A 16,416-nucleotide genomic window follows, 5' to 3' on the forward strand; every position below is an offset into this window, starting at 1 on the left:
GCGACGGCGATTCTGTTGGGGCCCGGGGACTCGTTCCGCACCGACCACCCCGTACAACGGCGCGGGGATCCGTTGTGTTCCAGGGGGACCTGTGTGGCCGGTCACCGGCGGAAGCGCGGAAAACCTTCCGGGGCAAGAAGAAACCGGGTGGTCGGCGCGGCAGGAGAGCTCCGCGCCGACCGGACGCCCTCAAGACGTCTGTCGGGGAGAGGGACGCCTTGAGGACGAGTCTGGTGAGGCCGGTGCGATCGGTCGCCTCTCGGCGAGTGGCTCTGCGCGGTACCAGCCGAACGGTCTTCCGCGAAGGCGTTGAGGTGAGGCCCGGGGGACACGGATCGCACCGACCAACACGTATAACGGGCCCGGCGCCCGCAGTGTTTCCGGAACGGGCTGTGTGGTCGCTCACCGCGTACCGGGATCTCGCGAAACCCTGGCCTCGCGGGGTGACCGCCCGCTCTAATGGGCGATGACGCCGCCCATGTCACAGGTTGGAGAAAACCTGATGGTGAGGCGGCGTTCGTTCCTGCTCGGGGCATCAGCCCTGCCACTCATCGGTCCCGGCACCGCGCTGGCAGCGGCCGGACCGCTCGACTCCGGGCGGCTGGCCGCGGACTACTGGATCCGCACGCAGGCCGTCGGCGGCAACGACTGGCAGGACGCGACCCTGCACAGCGGTGTCATGGCGCTCTACCGGGCCACGAATGACACCAAGTACCGCGATTACACGCTGGGCTGGGCGAACCGGCACAACTTCGGGCTCAAGAGTTCGTCGAGCAACCCTCACTTCGCCGACCACCAGGCGGCGGGGCAGGCCTACCTCGACCTGTACGAGGACAACCCGGAACCGCGGCGCAGGGCGGCCGTCGTCCGGGAGATCGACGCGACGATCGCGACCGGCAGGACCGACTACTGGTGGTGGGTCGACGCGCTGCACATGGCGCTGCCGCTCTTCGCCAGGCTCGGGAAGATGGACTACGGCGACCGGCTCTACCGGTACACCCGGCAGCGGCTGTGGAACAACGGGCTGTGGTGGCGGGACAGCAAGTTCGTCAACAAGAACATCTACTGGTCGCGCGGCAACGGCTGGGCGATCGCGGCGCTCGCCAAGGTCCTGCAGGTGCTCCCGCAGCAGTCGCCCTACCGCGCGGGCTACGAGGCGGACTTCCGGCAGATGGCCGCCAGGCTCGCGCAGGTGCAGCGCTCGGACGGGTTCTGGAACGTCAACCTGGGCGACCCCGACAACTATCCGGGCCCGGAGACGAGCGGTACGGCGTTCTTCACCTACGGCCTCGCGTGGGGCGTGCGGTCGGGGCTCCTCAGCGCCACCACCTACCGCCCGGTCGTGACGAAGGGCTGGGACGGCCTGACCAGGCTCGCCCTGCAGTCCAGCGGCCGGCTCGGGTACGTGCAGGGTGTGGGGCAGCAGCCGTCCGACCACCAACCCGTGCGCGCCAACGACACGTCGAACTTCGCCGTCGGGGCGTTCCTGCTCGCCACGTCGGAAGTCGCGCGTCTCTAACGCCACCGCGCTGGCTCCTGCCCACGACACGGCGGGCACCATCGCCATTCTCGGAGCTCCGGTACCGCTGTCGATGCGCCTTCTCGCGGACGACGGTTGCCGGCGGCCACCGGGATTCCGGCTCAACACCCTGCAACGGTTGCACGGCAGCGTTCTGGAGGTCGGCGTCACCGACAGCCAGCTCGTCGTGTGCACCGTCGAGGTGGGTGCGGGTCGCCCCTGAGGTCGCCGTCCTCGAGTTCCTGGTACAGGTCTTCAAGGCCGAGCTGTACGGCGAGACCTACCTCTCCCGCATTCCGCACAAGATCACGATCGGGCGAGTCCGGGTCTACGACGCGAGTGGCCGGCTCCTGCGGGATGCGGAGATCTAGGGCCTGGATCGCCGAGAGCCTCGGCGATCCAGGCCCGTCGTCCGTCAGTAGAAGCAGCCCGTGCGGGGCAGCGACGACGGCGCCGGCGGCGTCCGCCCGTCGTACAGCGCGAGCAGGAAGTTCTGCGGGCAGTAGGACGTTCCGCTGATCTTGATCGCGATGTGCAGGTGCGGGCCCGTCGAGTTGCCGGTGTTGCCGGTCGTGCCGACGCGGTCACCGGCCTTGACGGCGGTGCCGTTCGAGACCGACCACGACGAGAAGTGGCAGTAGATGTAGTCGACGCCGCTCTTGACGATCCGCAGGCCGTTGCCACAACCGCTGGGCTCGTTGATGCGGTACGCCGTACCGGTGACCATCGCGTACGCCGGCTTGCTGTTCACCGGCAGGTCGATGGCGGGATAGTCGTGGTGCGGGTCGTCGTACTCGCTGCGCGGCAGGGCGCTCTTGGCCAGCGGCAGGCTGTAGGTGCCGCCGCCACCGCCGCCGGAGCCCGACCCGCCGACCAGGGTCTGCCAGGTGTTCGGGCCGACGACGCCGTCCGCGGACAGGCCCTTCGAGCTCTGGAACGCCACGGCCGCGCTGCGCGTGCCGCCGCCGAAGTCGCCGTCCTCGTCCAGGCCGTAGCCGTAGCGGTTGAGCTGCACCTGGGCGGCGCGGACGGCGTTGCTGTTGTTGCCCTGCTGGACGCTGACGATCAGCTTCGGCCAGGTGTTCGGGCCGATCTGGCCGTCGGACGACAGTCCGTTGGCGGTCTGGAACTGCTTGACCGCCGCTTCGGTGGCCGGACCGAAGTCGCCGTCGGCGTCGATGTTGTAACCGCGGTGGCGCAGCAGGTGCTGGGCGGTCAGCACGGTCGCGCCGTTCTGACCCTCCTTGACGTTCGGCCACGACGGCAGGGCCGCCTGCGCGGGGCTGACGACTCCTATCAGAACCCCGAACGAGATCAGGGCGGCAACGAGGATTCTCATGCCGAGCACGCTAGGAACGCACCGCCAGCGGGCGCCCTAGTCGCGAGACCAGTTGTGTGCGGTCACGGCAGCCGAACTTCCTCAGCAGGTTCGACACGTGGTACTTCACCGCGCTCACGGTGATGAACATGGCCGCGGCGATCTCCGCGTTCTCCCGGCCCTCTGCGACCAGCCGCAACGTCTCCCGCTCGCGGACCGTCAGCGACGCCGGCGGGGGACCGGGCAGCAACGACGACACCAGCCGCGGCGACACCCATCCGCCGAACCGGTGCACGTCGTGCACGGCCCGCACGATGTCCTCCGGAGGGTCGTCGGCGAGCACGAGCCCGGTCACGCCCAGCCGCACCAGGCCTTCCACTGCGTCGAACGACGACAGCACCGCGACCGTGCGCGGCCCGGCGGCGGCAGCGGCGTCGGTGACGATCACGTCGGCGGGAGTGCCTGGGACAGCCCACGGGGCGGCGGTGAGACGGGACGAGATCCGGTCGGCCAGCAACGTGCTGCGCAGCGACAGGGAGACATGGATGGTCGGCACATCCCGGAACAGTCGGGAAAGGACCGTATTTCTCCGTATCGGCTGCGTATAACGCCAGGTCGTTGTTACCGTTCCGCCGATCATCGGGGGAGGGTGCGTGCGGTTCCGGGTGCTCGGTCCGATCGTCGTCGCGGCGGGCGAGGAAGAGACCCCGTTGCGGTCGGCGAAGCAGCGGATCCTGCTCGCGATGCTGGCGCGGCACGCCAACACACCCGTGTCCCCGCAGCGGTTGATCGAGGTGCTCTGGGAGGTCCCGCCCGCCTCCGCCCAGGAGAACGTCCGGCTGTACGTCTACCAGCTCAAGCGCGCGCTGGGGCTCGGCGACCGGATCACCCGCGAACCGGCCGGGTACGAGCTCCGCATCGACCCCGGTGAGCTCGACGCGGACCTGTTCGACCAGCTGACCGAGGACGGCGAACGGGCGCTCGCGGACGGCGACCCCGCCAAGGCGGCCGATCTGCTCACCGAGGCGCTCGGCCTGTGGCGCGGCCCGGCCTACCCGGACCTGCCCGGCCAGTTCGCCGCGCGGCTGGACGAGGCCCGGCTGCGTGCGGCCGAAGCACGGGCGGCGGCGGAACTGGCGCTGGGCCGGCACGCCGAGGTGATCGGCGGCCTGGCCGAGCTGGCGCAGGCCAATCCGTACCGGGAACCGTTGCACGCCAAGCTGATGACCGCCCTCTACGGCGCGTCCCGCCAGGCGGAGGCGCTGGAGGTGTTCCGGCGGGCACGCGAACGGCTCGTGAGCGACCTGGGCATCGAACCCGGCCCCGAACTGCGCGGCCTGCACGAGACGATGTTGCAGGGCGCGCCGCTGCACGAACCCGCGCCGCCGAAGGCCGCCCGCGCGGACTGCCCGTACCGCGGCCTGATGGCGTACCAGCCGGAGCACCACCCGTGGTTCTTCGGCCGCGATCACCTCGTCGACCTGGTCACCCGCCGGATCGACCGCCATCCCGTCGTCGGGGTGTTCGGCGCGTCCGGCAGCGGCAAGTCGTCGTTGCTGCGCGCCGGGGTCGTCGGCGGGCTCGACGCGTCCTGGCGGCCGATCGTCATCACGCCGACCGCGCACCCGATGGCAGCGCTCACCAACGCGCTCGCGTCGTTCACCGGCAAGCGGCCCGACCTCGGCACCGATCCGGCGGCGTTCGACGTCGAGGTCCGCAACGCGCTCGCGAACGGCCCGGACGACGTGCGCGTGCTGCTCGTGGTCGATCAGCTGGAAGAGCTGTTCACGTTGTGCACCAACGAAGGTGAACGCTCACAGTTCATCGGCGTGCTGCTCGACGCCGCCCAGGGACCGCATCGCCGCACCCACGTCGCGCTCGGCGTCCGGGCGGACTTCCTCGCCCACGTCACGCAGCACCCCGGCCTGGTGCAGGCGCTCGCGGACGAGGCGACCGTGCTGGTCGGGCCGCCGTCCAGCGCCGACCTGCGGGACATCGTGCTGCGCCCGGCCACGATGAGCGGGCTGTCCGTCGCCGCGGACCTCCTCGCGACCGTGCTGGCCGACGTGGACACCGAACCGGGCGCGCTTCCGTTGCTGTCGCACGCGCTCGTCGAGACGTGGCAACGTTCCGGCACCGAACTGACGCTGGCCGCGTATCGGGCCGGTGGCGGGGTGCGCGGGGCGATCGCGCAGACCGCCGAACGCGCCCACGACGACCTGGGCGACGCCGAACGGCAGGCCATGCGCCGGATCCTGGTGCGCCTCACCGCGTTCGGCGACGGCACCGAGGACACCCGCAGACCGATCCGCCGCGCCGAACTCGACGGCATCGCCGAGCCGGGGGTGATCGACGGCGTGCTCGGCCGCCTGGTCACCGAGCGGTTGATCGTGGTGGACGAGGACACCGCGGAGATCGCGCACGAAGCGCTGATCCGCGCGTGGCCCCGGTTGCAGCGCTGGCTGTCCGACGACCGCTCGACGCTGCTGGTCCACCGCAGGCTGACCGCCGCCGCCCACACGTGGAGCGAGCTGGACCGGGACGACGGCGCGCTCTACCGGGGCACGCAGCTCGTCACCGCGTCGGCCTGGGCGCAGGACCACCCCGGGGAACTGAACGCGGCGGAGGAGGCGTTCCTCGCGGCCAGTCGCGAGCACGACCAGGCCGAGCAGGTCACGGTGAAGCGCCGCAACCGGCTGCTGACCAGGCTCGTCTCGATCATGGGCGTGCTGCTCCTGCTGGCCGCGGGCGGGGGCGGCGTCGCGTGGTGGCAGTCGCGGGAAGCCCAGCTCCAGCAACGGATCGAGCAGGCGCACCAGATCGCGCTGTCCGCTCGCGGCCTCGTCGACACGGCGCCCGACCTCGCCGGACAGCTCGCCGTGTCGGCCTACCGGTTGCACGAGGACGACGACACCCGTGGCGCGCTGCTGAGCGCCGCCTCCGCACCGCGCCGCCGCATCGAGCTCAACGCGGACGGCCCGCCCGTGCTCGACGTGAGCGTGTCGCACAAGGGTGACGTGATCGCCACGGCCGATCGGGACGGCCACGTCACGTTGTGGGACCCGCGGACCCGGTCCCGCAAGCTTCTGCTCGCGGACCACAACGGGTTCACCGACGGCGGTTACGCCAGACAGGCCGAGTTCAGCGCGGACGACAGGTTCCTCGCCTCGAACGCGTCACTGCCCGCGTTGGGCGGCAGCCGCGGCGACGTCGTGGTCTGGGAACTGGCGAGCGGCACCGCCGTGTTCTCCCACCAGTTCGACGTGATCACCACCGGGCTCGCGTTCCACCCGGCTGGGACGTCGTTCGCGGTCGGCGTCGCCGGTGGTGCCGTCGAGGTGTGGGACGTGGCCGCGAAGACCAGCCGGACCTTCCAGGGCCACGGGAACGAGGTGAACGCGCTGGCGTTCAGCCCAGACGGTGCGCTGCTGGTCACGGCGAACGGCAAGGAGCGTCCGCTGGTGTGGGACGTGGCCTCCGGGGCGCGCGTCGGCGAGATCCCGTCCCTGGAGGTCAACAACGTCGGCTTCGACGGCACGGCGATCGTCACCGCGACCCTGCGCGACGGCGTCAAGTTCTGGGACGTCAGCGGGAAGCTGCTGTCCGAGCTGCCGAAGCAGGGCGCGTACGCGTGGGAGGCGTCCGGGCCGGTGGGCGGCCGGATGGCGGTGGCGGACGAGGACGGTCTCATCACCATCTGGGACATCCGCACCGGCCGTCCCATCACGACCTACCGCGACCGCGGCCGCACCGAGTCCAGGGCGATCGCTCTCGGCCGTGACGGCACGCTGCTGGTCTCCGGGGGTTACGGCCGGATCGTGGCGGTGCGCGAGGACGCCGTGCCGCCGTTCACCGGACATGCCGACGGCATCAACGACATCGACGTGTCCGGCAACACGGTCGCGTCCGCGGGAGACGACGGAACCGTGCGGCTGTGGGATCTCGACGGCGCCGCGGTGGCCACTTTGGACGGTCATTCCGACCGGGTGGAGTCGGTGGCGTTCAGCCCGGACGGCTCCCGGCTGGCCGCGCTGACCCGCGACCACACCCTCTCGCTCTGGGACGTCGCCCGGCGGGAACGGCTGTCGTCGTTGTCCTACAGCGGGTTGGGCGCGTCGACCGACATCGCCTACCAGCCGGACGGGCGTGGGATCGTGACGGCGTCGCTCGGCCGGTTCCGCTGGAGCCTGCCCGATCTGAAGCAGGGCGCGTTCTCCGGTGGCCCGTACATCGCGAGCGCCGTCGAGTTCACCCCGGACGGCCGCCTGCTGATCTCCACCGATCCGGCGGGTGGCGCGATGCTGTGGGACCTCGCCGGCGACAAGCTGGAACGACGCGTCAGCACCGGTCAGGGCGACGTGCGGGACGTCGCGGTCAGCCCGGACGGCACGCGGTTCGCGACGGCGGGCGCCAACCGGACGGTGAAGGTCTGGGACGTGGCCACGGGTGCGGAGCTGATGACGCTGACCGGCCACTCCGCCGCCGTGGTGGCGCTGGCGTTCAGCCCGTCCGGCGCCGCACTGGCGTCCGGGGGAGAGGACGACTCGGTCGTCGTCTGGAACCTCGCCACCCGTGCCGGCACGACGCTGACCGGGCACACCGGTCCGGTGCAGGCCGTCGCGTTCACGCGGGAGGACGAACTGGTGTCCGGCGCGAACGACTCGCGGATCATCCGCTGGTCACTGTCCACTGAGGACGCCGAGGCGCGGATCTGCGCCGAGGGCTATCCGCGTTCCGAGGCCTGCGGGACGACCAGGCCCGACTCGTAGGCGATCACCACGAGCTGGGCCCGATCGCGGGCGTGCAGCTTCATCATCGCCCGGTTGACGTGGGTCTTCGCGGTGAGCGGGCTGATCACCATGGCGGCGGCGATCTCGTCGTTGGACAGGCCGCGCGCGACCAGCGTGACGGCCTCGCGTTCGCGGTTGGTCAGGTGGACGAGGCTCTGGTTCCGCTGCGGCGGCTGGCTCACGTACCGGTCGATCATCCGGCGGGTGATCGACGGGGCGAGCAGCGCGTCGCCGCGGGCCGCGACCCGGACGGCGTGCAGGAAGTCCTCCGGCTGGACGTCCTTGACGAGGAACCCGGCCGCGCCCGCCTTCAACGCGTGGAAGACGTACTCGTCCAGGCCGTAGTTGGTGAGGATCACGACGTGCGTGCCGGCCAGCGCCGGGTCGGCGGCGATCCGCCTGGTCGCCTCGATGCCGTCCACGACGGGCATCTGGACGTCGATCAGGGCGATGTCCGGGAGGTGCCTGCGGACCTGGTCCAACGCTTCCTCGCCGTTCGCGGCCTCGGCGACGACCTCGATGTCGTCCTCGGCCTCCAGCAACGCGCGGAAACCGCTGCGGATCAACGGCTGGTCGTCCACCAGCAGGACGCGGATCATGGCTGCACCACGGGAAGTTCGGCCTGCACGCTGAAACCGCCCTCACTGCGTGGCGCGGCGCGGAGGTGACCGCCGAGCGCCGTGACCCGTTCGCGCATGCCGAGCAGCCCGACGCCGGGCTCCGGGTTCTTGGACGTCGCCGTGCCGTCGTCGTCCACCTTGATGATCACCGCGTCCGGCCGGTAGTCGATGTGGACCTGTGCGGTCGCCGCGACGGCGTGCCGGGCGATGTTCGTCAGCGACTCCTGCACGATCCGGTAGGCCGTCCGGTCGACCGCGGCGGGGACATCGCTGTGGCGGCCTTCGATCGTGAGCCGGGCGTCCAGGCCGTTCGACCTCGCGCGTTCGACGAGTGCGGGGACGTCGTCCATGCCGTGCGGCGGGTTCTTGTCGTCGTCTCTGAGCGCTTCCAACGTGGCCCGCAGCTCCCTCGCGGCTTCGCGGCCCGCGTCGCGGATCACCAGGAGCGGCTCTGGCACGTCCTCGCCGCGTTTGCGGGCCAGGTGGACGGCGACCTCGGCCTGCAGCTTGATCACGGAGATCTGGTGGGTCAGTGAGTCGTGCAGCTCGCGGGCGATGTGCAGGCGTTCCTCGCCTGCCCGCCTGCGTGCCGTCTCCTCGCGGGTGCGTTCGGCCTCGTCGGCTCTGCGCTCGGCCTGCCTGAGCGCCTCACCGGCGGCCGCGGCGGCGATCAGCCACGCGATCTGCAGGACGTCCCTGGTCTGCCCGAACGCCTCGTACGCCGTGAGATCGCGGGGCGACAGGAGCGCCGCGAGGGGGAGCGTGGCGAGCATCAGCACGGAACCGGCGAGCGTCACGACGCGATGGCCCGCCCGCATCGTCGAGTACACGGCGAACAGGAACGCGATCACCGGCACGTCGGCGCCGGTCGCCTGGTAGCCCAGCGCGAGGAGCCCGGTCGCGGCGAGCACGGCGATCGGGGCCGTCCTGCGCGCCACGAGCGCCAGTCCGCTCGCGGCCAGCAACGCGTAGCCCGGCCCGGTGGCGGGGTGCCCGGCCACCACCAGGCTCGCGGCGACCCCGGCGGCGATCGCCCAGTCCAGCCAGCGCCTGCTCATGCCTGCACCCTAATCCGGTGTTCGGGCTGGTAGATCCTGCGCTGGGATGACTTCCGGACTACCGCGCCCGCGGTAGTCGCTGTCTGCGCACGCACGACGACCGTTCGCGGTTCGCGGGACAGGCTGGGGCCATGTTGCTCTCAGCTGCTTACGAGATGACCGCCGGACGCACGTGGTCGCTGATCGGCGTTGTCGTTGGTGTGATCGGGTTGTTGGCGTTAACACGGCGTTCGCTCGCCTTGGTGGCCGTCGGCGCCGGTGGGGCCGGGGCGGTGATCGGCGTCGTGGTCGTGCTGATGGCGAAGGGCGGCCCCGGCACCGGCTACGGCATCGTCGGCGGCTACGTGTCGCTGGTGGTGGGCCTCGCCGCCGTGGTGCTCGGCGTGCTGGCTAGGCGAAGAGCCGCTCGGGCTGCTGCACCGCGCGCCTCGTGACCAGTCCCGCCGCGCCCCGCACGACCGCGAACTCGCCGAGGGGTGACGCGATCAGCCTGGTGTGCCGTTCACCGCCCGCGAGCACCCTGCTGTCCATTTCGGACTGGACGGCCTCGCGAAGATGGTCGTACAGCACGGCATAGCTGCCGCCGAGCACGACCGTCGGGACGTCGAAGAGGTTCATCAGGGTCCCGAGCCCGACCCCGAGCGCCTCGCCGGCGTTCCGCACGGCCTCCAGCGCCTTGGGATCGCCCGCGTCGAGTGCCTTGCGCAACGAGTCGAGCCGTCGCCGTCCGGCCTCGCGCAGGATGACGTCCAGCCCCGCGTACCGCTCCACGCAACCGCGGCTGCCGCACGTGCAGAGGACGCCGTTGCGTTCGATCACGACGTGCCCGAGTTCGCCCGCGAACCCGCTGACCCCGCGGTAGACCTCGCCGTTCAGCACGACGCCCGCGCCGATGCCGACGTCCGCGGTCACGTGCACGAAGTCCTCGCCCGCGAGGTGCCGCGGCCACAGGTGGGCGAGCGCGGCGAGGTTGGCCTCGTTGTCGAGCAGGACGTCGAGGCCCGTTCGCCGGCTCAGCGCCTCGGCCAGCCGCACGCCGACGAGGTTCGGCAGGTTGGGGGTCCTGATGACGACGCCGTCGTGCACGACACCCGGTATCGCCAGGCCCGCACCGAGGAGCGGGCGCGGCCCGGTGACCTCGCGGATCAGTTCGGTGATCCTGCCGAGCACCTCGTCCGCCGTGGCCTTGCGCATGTCGGCGGGCACGAGACGGCGCTCGAGCGTCTCGCCGTCGAGTCCGATGGTCTCGACGGCGAGGTGGCTGACGTTGATCTCCGCACCCACCGCGACCGGGCCGCCCGGGTGGAAGCGCAACGGCTTGGACGGCCTGCCCATGCCGGCGAGCGTGGCCGGCTCCTCGACGAGGATCCCGTTGGCCAGCAACGGTTCGGTGAGGTTGGACAGCGTCGCCTTGGTGAGGCCGGTGCGGGCCGCGAGGTCGGCCCGCGAGCCGGGGCGGTCGACGAGCGCGAGCAGCACCGTCCGCAGGTTGCCGAGGCGGACCTGGCGGAGGTGGTCGACGGTGGTCATCGACTCAAGTATCGCTGCGCCGCTTCCCCGTATCGCGCCCGGATCTCCGGCACCGCCTCCGCCTCGTAGCGGGTGCTCTCCGCCAGCGTCCACTCCGGCGGCGTCGCACCGCCCGTGAGCGTCCACGCGGCCTGCCTCGCGGCGCCGTCGGCGACGTACTCACCAGGCGCGGGCACCGTCACCGGTACCCCGAACACCACCGGCGCGATCTCCCGCACCGCCGGAGAAACCGCCGCTCCGCCGACGAGTCGCACGCCCGTGACGTCCGCACCTTGCTCAGCGAGAGCGTCGAGGCCCACAGCGAGACCGCACAGCATGCCTTCCACGGCCGCACGCGCGATGTTCGCGGGCGTCGCGTTGGCGAGCGTCAGGCCGTGCAGCGCACCCGTCGCGTCCGGCAAGTTCGGCGTTCGTTCGCCTTCGAGGTACGGAACCATCACCACGCCGTCCGCACCCGGCTTGGCGGACAGGGCCAGTTCACTGAGCTTCGTGAGGTCGACGCCCAGCATCCGGGCGGTCGCGTCCAGCACGCGGGCGGCGTTCAAAGTGCAAGCCAACGGCAGGTACCGGCCCGTGGCGTCGGCGAACCCGGCCACGATCCCGGACGCGTCCTGCGCCCGGACATCGCTGGTGGCCGTGACCACGCCAGATGTGCCGAGCGACACCACGACGTCCGCGCCGCCGCCCACACCGAGCATGGCCGCCGCGTTGTCCCCGGCGCCCGCGCCGAGCCGCACCGGGCCGTCCACGAACTCGGCCGGTCCCAGGACGCGGGGAAGAAGCACGTCGGAGCGCCCCAGCGCCAGCGAGACCAGATCCGGCACGTAGGCGTTCGTCACCGAGTCGAAGTAGCCGGTGCCGGACGCGTCCGAGCGGTCCGTCACCAGGTCGGCCAGATCACCGGTGCCGCGCAGCCGCCACGTCAGCCAGTCGTGCGGCAGGCAGACGGCGGCGGTGCGCTTGGCGTTGGCCGGTTCGTGCTGGGCGAGCCAGCGCAGCTTCGTGATCGTGAACGACGCGACCGGCACGAGGCCGATCCGCGCCGCCCACTCCGCCGCGCCCAGCTCGTCCGTGAGAGAAGCAGCCGCCGCCGCGGAACGGGTGTCGTTCCACAGCAACGCCTCGCGCACGACCTCGCCGTCCTCGTCGAGGCAGACCATGCCGTGCTGCTGACCGGCGACGCTCACCGCCGACACGTCGTCCAGACTGCCCGCATCGGACAACGCCGACTGCACCGCCGTCCACCAGTGCGACGGGTGGACCTCGGTGCCGTCCGGGTGAGCCGCGCGGCCCTCCCGGACGAGCCTGCCGGTCTCCGCGTCGCGAACCACGACCTTGCTGGACTGCGTGGACGAGTCGATGCCGGCGACGAGCGTCATGTCAGCGTGCTCCCGTGAGGTGCTCGATGGCGAGCTGGTTGAGCTGTACGAAGCCGTAGCCCCGCTCGCCCGCCTGATCGGGGTCGAAACCGGTGTCCTTGATCAGGTCATCGTAGGACTCGCCGGCGTTCAGCGTGGGCTGCGACAGCTCGGCGACGCCCGCCGTCGCGAGCGCCTCCTGCACCTCCGGGTCCGCCCGGAAGGCCGCGGCGCGGTCGCGGAGCAGCAGGTAGGTGGCCATGTTCGCCTTGGCCGAGTCCCAGACGCCCTTGATGTCCTCGGTCCGCGACGGCTTGTAGTCGAAGTGCCGCGGGCCCTCGTAGCCGGCCGTCTCCAGCAGGTCCACCAGCGCGAACGCGTTCATCAGGTCGCCGTGCCCGAACACCAGGTCCTGGTCGTACTTGATGCTGCGCTGCCCGTTGAGGTCGATGTGGAACAGCTTGCCGTGCCACAACGCCTGCGCGATGCCGTGCACGAAGTTGAGCCCGGCCATCTGCTCGTGCCCGACCTCGGGGTTCACGCCGACCAGTTCCGGCTTGTCGAGCGACGTGATGAACGCGAGCGCGTGTCCGACCGTCGGCAGCAGGATGTCGCCGCGCGGCTCGTTCGGCTTCGGCTCGATCGCGAACCGGATGTCGTAGCCCCGGTCGGTGACGAACTGCGTCAGCAGGTTCATGGCCTCGCGGTACCGCTCGAGCGCCGCCCGCACGTCCTTGGCCACGTCGTACTCGGAGCCCTCGCGCCCGCCCCACAGCACGAACGTCTTGGCACCGAGCTCCGCCGCGAGTTCGACGTTGCGCAGCACCTTCTGCAGCGCGAACCGCCGCACGCCGCGGTCGTTGCTGGTGAAGCCGCCGTCCTTGAAGACCGGGTGGCTGAACAGGTTCGTCGTCACCATCGGGATGACGAGCCCGGTTTCGGCGAGCGCGCCCTGCAGCCGGCTGATCTGCTGGTCGCGGTTGGTCGCCTCGAACCCGAACAGGTCGTCGTCGTGGAACGTCAGCCCGTACGCGCCGAGTTCGGCGAGCCGGTGCACCGCCTCGACCACGTCGAGCTCGGGCCGCGTGGCCTCGCCGAAGGGGTCACGACCCTGCCAGCCCACGGTCCACAGACCGAAGGAGAACTTGTCCGCCGGAGTGGGCGCGCTCATCATCCACCTCATTCGTTCAATGCTTGAACTTAGTCGGGACAGTACGACGCCACGGCGTTGATCGCAATCGGTCAGGCGTGAAGTTCAGGCGTGAAGTTCTGCGGCGACCGCTTCGACCGCGGGTGCGAGAGCCGCGGCGATCGCGCGGTAGCCGAGGGACGACGGGTGGAAGCGATCGGCCGCGAAGAGCGAGGGATCCGCGGCGAACAGGGACGTCACCGCCTGCTCGACGTGGGCGACCACGCCACCGGCCCGGATGACGGCCTGCTGCTGCACCTGCGCGTAGTCGCGGCTCACGGCCGACACGACGTCGCGCAGCGCGGGCGGCACATGTGCGACGACGCTCAGGTCGGGCGCGGTGCTCACGACGACTCCGGCGCCCGCCCGCCGCAGGTCCGCGACCGCGTCGTGCAGCTGCTGCGCGCCGACGTGCGCCGGGACGAACCGGGTCAGGTCGTTCGCGCCGATCACCACGACCGCGATGTCGGTCTTGCCCGCGGCGCGAACCTGGGCGCGCAGGTCGGCCGAGCGGGCGCCCGCGAAGGCGTGCACGCTGAGGTCGACCTGGTGTCCCTTCGCCCGAAGGCGTTCGGCGAGCAACGGGCCGAGCGTGTCCTCCCGGCGCGTGCTGCCCACTCCCGCGGCGATCGAGTCGCCGAGCAAACAGAGGCGCATGGTCGTTGAACGAGGGGCGTTGAGCTGGTGTTCCGGGGAATAGTCCGCTGTGGGCGAATGTTGAACTGGGTAAACCGCTGTCGTGGGAGTGCTGATCTGTCTACACTCCACGATCATCAACGAGCTACCGAGCGAGAGGGGACCGGCCATGCGCACCACCGCCGTGCTCCCGTCCCGTTTCGACGTGATCCTCGTGTCTCCGCACCCCGGCTGCCCGCTGCGCGCCGGGTACCGGAGTGTCTGACGAACGCCTGAGAGGTGTTCGTCGGGTCATCGCGCTGACCCCGTAAGTCCTTGACACCAAAGGCACACAGCCATGCGCACGATCACGTTGAACGCTGTCCGCAACCTCGGCATCCTCGCCCACGTCGACGCCGGCAAGACCACGCTCACCGAGCGCGTCCTGTTCGCGACGGGCAGCACCTACAAGCGCGGCGAGGTCCACGACGGCACCACCGTCACCGACTTCGACCCGCAGGAACGCGACCGCGGCATCACCATCTTCGCCGCGGCCGTGACCTGTACGTGGGACGGGCACCGCATCAACCTCATCGACACGCCAGGGCACGTCGACTTCGCTGACGAGGTCGAACGATCCCTGCGCGTGCTGGACGGGGCCGTCGCGGTGTTCGACGGCGTCGCGGGTGTCGAGCCGCAGAGCGAATCGGTGTGGCGGCAGGCTGATCGCTACGGCGTGCCGCGGATCGCGTTCGTCAACAAGCTCGACCGGGCGGGCGCCGATCTCGACGCCGTCGTGGAGTCGATCCGCACGCGGCTGCACACCGTGCCGCTCGTCGTGCAACTGCCGATCGGCGTGGAGGACGGGTTCCGCGGTGTCGTCGACCTGGTGCGCATGCGTGCGCTGACCTGGGACGACGGCATGACCGAAGGGCCCGTGCCCGACACGTTGCTGGCCGAGGCACAACGACGTCGTCGTCTCCTGGAGGAGGCGGTGGCGGAACTGCATCCCGAGGCGTTGGAGGAGTTCTTCGCGGGAGGCCTTTCTGATCAGACGCTCGTCGAAGCACTGCGGGAACTGACCCGGCGAGGTCAGGCCACCGTCGTGCTGTGCGGCTCGGCGTACCGCAACCGCGGCGTCGAACCGTTGCTGGACGCGGTGATCGCGTACCTGCCGTCCCCTGTGGACGTTCCGCCGGTGCGTGGCGTCGACGGCCAGGAACGGCAGCCGGACCCGGACGCGCCGTTCGCGGCGTTGGTGTTCAAGGTGAACGCCACCGCCACCGGACGGCTGGCGTACGTGCGCGTCTACTCGGGCACCCTCCACAAGGGAGAGACGATCCAGGTGGGCGGCCGCACCGAGCGCATCGGACGGATCCTGCGCGTCCAGGCCGATCGGCACACGCCGGTCGACCAGGCCGTCGCGGGTGACATCGTGGCACTGGTGGGGCTGAAGTCGGCGCGCACGGGCACGACCCTTTGCGCGCCAACGGCTCCGCTGCTGCTCGAACCCGCGGTGTCGGCCGATCCTGTGGTCTCGGTGGCGGTGGAAGCGCGGACCAGCGCGGACAACGCCAAGCTGACCGAGGCGCTGGCGCACCTGGTCGACGAGGACCCGTCCCTGCGGTTCGGGACGGACCAGGAGACCGGCCAGACGGTGCTGTCCGGCCAGGGCGAGTTGCACCTGGAGGTCTCGGTGGAGAAGGCGCGCACGTTGCACCGCATCGAGATCACCATGGGACGCCCGCGCGTCTCGTACCGCGAGACCGTTGCCAGCGGTGTCACGGGGTTCGTCTACCGGCACGTGAAGCAGGACGGAGGGCAGGGGCAGTTCGCGCACATCGTGCTCGACACCGAGCCGCTGGAGACCGGTTTCGAGTTCCGCTCGGCCGTCACCGGCGGGCGCGTGCCGCAGGAGTTCGTCCGCGCGGTCGAACAGGGCTGCCGGGACGCGCTGGCCGAAGGGCCGCTCGGGCACCCGGTCACCGGTGTGCGGGTGACGCTGGTCGACGGGTCCACGCACGTCAAGGACTCGTCGGAGATGGCGTTCCGCACCGCCGGACGGCTCGGGCTGCGTGACGCGCTGAAGGCAGGCGCGATGACGTTGCTCGAACCGATCGCCGAGGTCACGGTCACCGTGCCGGAGGAGTACCTCGGTGGCGTGCTCGGTGATCTGGCTTCGCGCCGGGGCAGGATCCTCGGTTCGGTGGCCAGGACCGGTACGACGGTGGTGACGGCGAGCGTGCCGTTGGCGGAGATGTTCGGCTACGTCACGAGGTTGCGCAGCCGGACGCAAGGCCGCGGCAGCTTCACCAGCACCCCGACCGGTTACGCGCCGGCCAGCTAGAACGCGGGCCCGTCTCGTGAGGGTTGGGGCAAGTCGACACGTTTTTCGTCGACTTGCCCCAACCCTCACTCC

Annotated in this window: 14 protein-coding genes; 6 read left to right on the forward strand and 8 right to left on the reverse strand. The window is 70.9% G+C overall.

Annotated elements, in window-relative coordinates:
* The first annotated feature begins 502 nt into the window (after window positions 1-502).
* The 3 genes from ACH413_RS21410 to ACH413_RS21420 all read left to right on the forward strand — a co-directional run bounded on the left by ACH413_RS21410 (window position 503) and on the right by ACH413_RS21420 (window position 1,890).
* A complete protein-coding gene (locus tag ACH413_RS21410; protein ID WP_360035279.1) occupies window positions 503-1,519 on the forward strand; it encodes a glycoside hydrolase family 88 protein in 1,017 nt (338 codons plus the stop codon).
* 73 nt (window positions 1,520-1,592) lie between these two features.
* Entirely contained in the window at window positions 1,593-1,742 is a 150-nt protein-coding gene (locus ACH413_RS21415; RefSeq protein WP_360035276.1) for a hypothetical protein, read from the forward strand.
* Window positions 1,726-1,890, forward strand: a complete 165-nt coding sequence (locus tag ACH413_RS21420) for a hypothetical protein (RefSeq protein ID WP_360035273.1) — start codon at window positions 1,726-1,728, stop codon at window positions 1,888-1,890. Before ACH413_RS21415 ends, ACH413_RS21420 begins: the two co-directional genes overlap by 17 nt.
* Window positions 1,891-1,934: 44 nt before the next feature.
* Here ACH413_RS21420 and ACH413_RS21425 read toward each other — a convergent pair whose 3' ends face one another.
* Both ACH413_RS21425 and ACH413_RS21430 read right to left on the reverse strand, forming a co-directional pair.
* Complete coding sequence (locus ACH413_RS21425) at window positions 1,935-2,858, reverse strand: peptidoglycan-binding protein (protein WP_360035270.1); 924 nt, start codon at window positions 2,856-2,858, stop codon at window positions 1,935-1,937.
* Window positions 2,859-2,868: 10 nt separating this feature from the next.
* Complete coding sequence (locus ACH413_RS21430) at window positions 2,869-3,393, reverse strand: response regulator transcription factor (protein ID WP_360035267.1); 525 nt, start codon at window positions 3,391-3,393, stop codon at window positions 2,869-2,871.
* A gap of 97 nt (window positions 3,394-3,490) precedes the next feature.
* Here ACH413_RS21430 and ACH413_RS21435 point away from each other — a divergent pair, with 97 nt between their 5' ends.
* The gene (locus tag ACH413_RS21435; RefSeq protein ID WP_360035264.1) at window positions 3,491-7,606 is read left to right on the forward strand and encodes a BTAD domain-containing putative transcriptional regulator; all 4,116 of its coding nucleotides are present in this window, start codon (window positions 3,491-3,493) and stop codon (window positions 7,604-7,606) included.
* On the opposite strand, the gene ACH413_RS21440 is transcribed toward ACH413_RS21435, so the two are convergent.
* Together ACH413_RS21440 and ACH413_RS21445 are read right to left on the reverse strand one after the other, a co-directional pair.
* On the reverse strand, window positions 7,561-8,226 hold the full coding sequence (locus ACH413_RS21440) for a response regulator transcription factor (RefSeq protein ID WP_360035261.1): 666 nt from the start codon (window positions 8,224-8,226) through the stop codon (window positions 7,561-7,563). The genes ACH413_RS21435 and ACH413_RS21440 overlap by 46 nt on opposite strands.
* On the reverse strand, window positions 8,223-9,305 hold the full coding sequence (locus tag ACH413_RS21445) for a histidine kinase (protein ID WP_360035258.1): 1,083 nt from the start codon (window positions 9,303-9,305) through the stop codon (window positions 8,223-8,225). The genes ACH413_RS21440 and ACH413_RS21445 overlap by 4 nt, the downstream gene beginning before the upstream one ends.
* A 131-nt stretch (window positions 9,306-9,436) precedes the next feature.
* Between ACH413_RS21445 and ACH413_RS21450 the strand changes: the two genes are divergently transcribed.
* Window positions 9,437-9,739, forward strand: coding sequence for a DUF6223 family protein (locus tag ACH413_RS21450; protein WP_360035255.1), 303 nt, complete (start codon window positions 9,437-9,439; stop codon window positions 9,737-9,739).
* Here the strand turns inward: ACH413_RS21450 and ACH413_RS21455 are convergent.
* The 4 genes from ACH413_RS21455 to ACH413_RS21470 all read right to left on the reverse strand — a co-directional run bounded on the left by ACH413_RS21455 (window position 9,696) and on the right by ACH413_RS21470 (window position 14,039).
* Window positions 9,696-10,835, reverse strand: a complete 1,140-nt coding sequence (locus ACH413_RS21455; protein ID WP_360035252.1) for an ROK family protein — start codon at window positions 10,833-10,835, stop codon at window positions 9,696-9,698. The two genes, ACH413_RS21450 and ACH413_RS21455, sit on opposite strands and share 44 nt — an antisense overlap.
* Window positions 10,832-12,214: a xylulokinase gene (gene xylB / locus ACH413_RS21460; RefSeq protein WP_360035250.1), complete on the reverse strand. Its 1,383-nt coding sequence runs from the start codon at window positions 12,212-12,214 to the stop codon at window positions 10,832-10,834. The genes ACH413_RS21455 and xylB overlap by 4 nt, the downstream gene beginning before the upstream one ends.
* A 1-nt stretch (window position 12,215) precedes the next feature.
* Window positions 12,216-13,367: a xylose isomerase gene (xylA, locus tag ACH413_RS21465; protein ID WP_360036056.1), complete on the reverse strand. Its 1,152-nt coding sequence runs from the start codon at window positions 13,365-13,367 to the stop codon at window positions 12,216-12,218.
* 81 nt (window positions 13,368-13,448) lie between these two features.
* Complete coding sequence (locus tag ACH413_RS21470; protein WP_360035247.1) at window positions 13,449-14,039, reverse strand: SGNH/GDSL hydrolase family protein; 591 nt, start codon at window positions 14,037-14,039, stop codon at window positions 13,449-13,451.
* Between the two features lie 316 nt (window positions 14,040-14,355).
* Between ACH413_RS21470 and fusA the strand changes: the two genes are divergently transcribed.
* A complete protein-coding gene (fusA, locus tag ACH413_RS21475; protein WP_360035244.1) occupies window positions 14,356-16,344 on the forward strand; it encodes an elongation factor G in 1,989 nt (662 codons plus the stop codon).
* Window positions 16,345-16,416 lie beyond the last annotated feature (72 nt).

Source organism: Lentzea sp. NPDC020367 (assembly GCF_044387305.1).
Lineage (GTDB): Bacteria > Actinomycetota > Actinomycetes > Mycobacteriales > Pseudonocardiaceae > Lentzea.

Bases quoted from the DNA above. Each gene is read 5' to 3' on its own strand.
- ACH413_RS21415 (WP_360035276.1), top strand. From the start codon at position 1,593: ATGCGCCTTCTCGCGGACGACGGTTGCCGGCGGCCACCGGGATTCCGG.
- ACH413_RS21450 (WP_360035255.1), top strand. From the start codon at position 9,437: ATGTTGCTCTCAGCTGCTTACGAGATGACCGCCGGACGCACGTGGTCG.
- ACH413_RS21445 (WP_360035258.1), bottom strand. From the start codon at position 9,305: ATGAGCAGGCGCTGGCTGGACTGGGCGATCGCCGCCGGGGTCGCCGCG.
- ACH413_RS21440 (WP_360035261.1), bottom strand. From the start codon at position 8,226: ATGATCCGCGTCCTGCTGGTGGACGACCAGCCGTTGATCCGCAGCGGT.
- ACH413_RS21410 (WP_360035279.1), top strand. From the start codon at position 503: ATGGTGAGGCGGCGTTCGTTCCTGCTCGGGGCATCAGCCCTGCCACTC.
- xylB (WP_360035250.1), bottom strand. From the start codon at position 12,214: ATGACGCTCGTCGCCGGCATCGACTCGTCCACGCAGTCCAGCAAGGTC.
- ACH413_RS21455 (WP_360035252.1), bottom strand. From the start codon at position 10,835: ATGACCACCGTCGACCACCTCCGCCAGGTCCGCCTCGGCAACCTGCGG.
- xylA (WP_360036056.1), bottom strand. From the start codon at position 13,367: ATGATGAGCGCGCCCACTCCGGCGGACAAGTTCTCCTTCGGTCTGTGG.
- ACH413_RS21425 (WP_360035270.1), bottom strand. From the start codon at position 2,858: ATGAGAATCCTCGTTGCCGCCCTGATCTCGTTCGGGGTTCTGATAGGA.
- fusA (WP_360035244.1), top strand. From the start codon at position 14,356: ATGCGCACGATCACGTTGAACGCTGTCCGCAACCTCGGCATCCTCGCC.
- ACH413_RS21470 (WP_360035247.1), bottom strand. From the start codon at position 14,039: ATGCGCCTCTGTTTGCTCGGCGACTCGATCGCCGCGGGAGTGGGCAGC.